Origin of the sequence: Frankia sp. BMG5.23 (assembly GCF_000685765.2) — a bacterium.
Classification (GTDB): Bacteria; Actinomycetota; Actinomycetes; order Frankiales; family Frankiaceae; genus Frankia; species Frankia casuarinae.
The window spans coordinates 1-3,752 of record NZ_JDWE01000122.1; the positions used below are offsets into that span (position 1 = coordinate 1).

Annotated in this window: 1 protein-coding gene; it reads right to left on the reverse strand. The window is 71.9% G+C overall.

Translation table 11 applies throughout. The annotated features are described in order from the left end of the window. On the reverse strand, positions 1 to 3,553 hold a 3,553-nt coding region (locus tag BMG523DRAFT_RS21870; RefSeq protein WP_235463380.1), incomplete at its 3' end, for an amino acid adenylation domain-containing protein. Between the last annotated feature and the right edge of the window lie 199 nt (positions 3,554 to 3,752).

The window sequence follows — 3,752 nt, forward strand, 5'->3', positions numbered from 1 at the left end:
CCCCCACCCGATCAAGCCGCAACACCTCCGCAAACAACGAACACAACACCTCCTCGACCGCGGTACGCGGCGCCCCCCCAGTCACCAACCCACCGAAATCCGGCGCCGGCAACGCCCCACGATCAAGCTTGCCATTAGGCGTCACCGGCAACGCCGGCAACGCAACAACCCCCGCCGGAACCAGATACTCCGGCAACCGCTCCGCCGCGAACTCCCGCACCGCACGACCATCAACATCCCCCGGCACCACATAACCCACCAGATACCTGTGACCCGGCCGATCCTCCCGAGCCACCACCACCACCCGAGTCACCCCCGGAAACACCGCCAAAACCGCCTCAACCTCACCCACCTCAACCCGAAACCCACGAATCTTAAGCTGCGTGTCCGCCCGCCCCACAAACACCAACTCACCAGCAGCAGTCCACCGAACCAGATCCCCCGACCGGTACATCCGCTCCCCAGACCCGGAAAACGGACACGCCACAAACCGCTCACCGGTCAACCCCGCACGAGCCCAGTAACCACGAGCCAGCCCCGGACCCGCAAGATAAAGCTCACCGACCACCCCCGGCGGCACCGGCTGCAGCAGATCATCCAGCACATAGGTCCGGGTGTTGTCCAGCGGATGCCCGATCGGCAGCGGCCCGGGGACCTCCTCCCCCGGCCGGATGTCGAACACGGTCGCGCACATGGTGATCTCGGTCGGGCCGTACAGGTGCCGCACGACGGTGTCCGGGCACGCGGCCGCGACGCGAGCGACGGCGGTGGCGCTGACCACGTCCCCGCCGGTCAGCAGCTCGGGCAGCCCGGCGAAACAGCCGGGGTCCTCCTCGGCCAGCGCCGCGAGCAGACCGGCGGTCACGTGCACGGCCGTCAGCCCGGCACCGGAGATCAACTCGGCCAGCCCGGCGGCATCCAGCGGTCCCGGCGGGGCGATCACGACCTGGCCGCCCGCCAGCAGCGGCACCCACAGCTCCCATGTCGAGGCGTCGAAGGCGTGCGGGGCGTGGAACAGCACGCGCTGATCAGCCCCGCCGGACCAGTGCCGGTCGGCGGCCAGGGAGACGACCCCGGCGTGCGTCACCGCCACGCCCTTCGGTACGCCCGTCGATCCCGAGGTATACATCACGTACGCTAGGTCGCCGTGGCCTGCCACGACGTACGGCGGCGTCAGCGGCGGCCCGGACAGCACCCAGTCGCCCACCGGCACCACGCCCACGCCCGGCGGCGCGGCGAACCCCGCCGAGGCCACCACCACACCGGTCCCGGCCAGCACCTGCGCCACCCGGGCCGAAGGCCACTCCAGGTCGACCGGCACGTAGGCCGCGCCCGCCCTGAGCACCCCGATGAGCACCGCCACCAGCTCGGCCGAGCGCTCCAGCGCCACGCCGACCAGGTCACCCGGCTGTACGCCCGCCACCGCCAACCTGTGCGCGACCCGGTCCGCGGCCTGCGCCAGCCGCGCGTACGACAGCCGCACATCTCCTGCCGCCACCGCCACCGCGTCCGGGCGGGCGGCCACCTGGGCATCGAACGCCGCGGTGAGCCTGGTGTGGCCGAGGGGTACGCCGGTGTCGTTCCACTCGCCGACGATCCTGGCCCGCTCCGCGTCGTCCAGCACGTCGACCTGGCTGACCCGCAGGTGCGGGTCGTCCGCGACCGCCTCAACCACCCGGACCAGCCGTACGACGAGGTCCTCGGCCGTCCGCCGGTCGAACAGGTCGGCCGAGTAGTGCAGTTCCCCGTCGATGCCCGCCGCCGCGCCCGCCTCATCGCGGTACTCGGCGAGGTCGAAGGACAAGTCGAACTTGGCGGTGGCGGCCTGCGACGGCATCACCTGGGTGTCGAGACCGGCCAGGTGCCACTCCCGCTGCGGGGTGCTCCGGAAGCCGAGCATCACCTGGAACAGCGGGTGGCGGGCCAGGGATCGGGCCGGGTGAAATTCCTCGACCAGCTGCTCGAAGGGCACGTCCTGGTGGGCGAAGGCGGCCAGGTCGCCCTCGCGGACCCGGCCAACGAGTTCGACGAAGGTCGGGTCACCGCCGACATCGGTGCGCAGGACGAGGGTGTTGATGAAGAAACCGATCAGGTCGTCCAGCGCGGCGTTCCCCTGGCCGGCCACTGCCGTGCCCAGCGGGATGTCGCTGCCCGCGCCCAGCTTGGACAGCAACAGCGCTACGGCCGCCTGCACCGCCATGAACAGCGTCGCAGCCTGGCCCCTGGCCACGTCGGCCAGGCGGGCGTGTGTCCGCGCGCCGAGCCGGATGGGCACGGATCCGGCCTGGAAGCCGGGCAGGGCGGGGCGGGGCCGGTCCACCGGCAGGTTCAGCTCGGCGGGCAGGTCGGCCAGCGCCTGCCGCCAGTACGCCAGGTGCGCGTCCGACCGGTCCTCGCCGGCCGCGACCTCGCGCTGCCAGATGGAGTAGTCGGCGTACTGCACGGGCAGCGGCGCCCACGGCGGGGCCTGCCCGTTCCGCCGCGCCGCGTAGGCCGTGGCCAGATCCCGGGCGAACACCCCCATCGACCAGCCGTCCGCGGCGATGTGATGGACGACGAGTGACAGCACGTGGCTGCCGTCGGGCACGGCGAACAGCGTGGCCCGTACCGGCAGGTCGCGGCTCACGTCGAAGCCCCGGGTGGCCTCGGCCGTCAGCCGGCTGGGCAGCTCGTCCTCGTCGGTCGGTACGACCACAGGCGTGGGGCGTGCGGCCTCAGCGGTCAGGATCTGCTGCCGCGGGATGCCGTCGGGGTCGGGGAACACCGTCCGCAGGCTCTCGTGCCGTGTGACCACGTCGCCGAGCGCGGCCCACAGCGCGGTCCGGTCCAGGTCGCCGCGCAGCCGCAGCTGCACCGGGATGTTGTAGAGCGCCTCGCCGTCCTCGAGCCGGTTGAGGAACCACATCCGGGCCTGGCCGAACGACAGCGGCACCGCCTCGGGCCGTTGCACGGGCGCGAGCACCGGCTCGTCGGCCGCCGGGTCGCCGCCGGCCCGCACCAGCGTGGCGACCCCGGCGGGTGTCGGCTCGGCCATCAGCTCGCCGATGGTCAGCGCCGTCCGCAGCAGGTTCCTGATCCGTGCGATCAGCTGCATGGCCAGCAGGGAGTCACCGCCGAGGTCGAAAAAGTCGTCGTCGGCCCCGACCCGCTCCAGGCGCAGCACCTCGGCGAACAGGGTGCACAGCGATTCCTCGACCGAGGTGCGCGGCTCCCGGCCGGTCACCAGGCCGGCGAAGTCGGGGGCGGGCAGGGCGGCACGGTCGACCTTGCCGTTGGCGGTCAGCGGCAGCGCGTCGAGCACGACCACGGCTGAAGGGATCATGTGGTCGGGCAGCAGGCCCGCCACGAAGTCGCGGATCTGGACGGTGTCGAGCGTCTCCCCGTCGGAGGCGACGACATAGGCGACCAACCGTTTCTGCCCCGGCTGGTCCGCGCGCGCGATGACCGCGCCCTGGCTGACGCCCGGGTGCATGACCAGCACCGCCTCCACCTCACCCGGTTCGATCCGAAAACCACGGATCTTGACCTGCGCGTCCGCCCGACCGGCGAACACCAACTGCCCCTCCCCCGTCCACCGCCCCAAATCCCCCGTCCGATACATCCGCTCCCCAGACCCGGAAAACGGACACGCCACAAACCGCTCCCCCGTCAACCCAGGCCGGCCAAAATACCCACGCGCCAACCCCACACCCGCCACATACAACTCACCCGTCACCCCCGGCGGCACCGGCTGCAAAAACCGATCCAACACA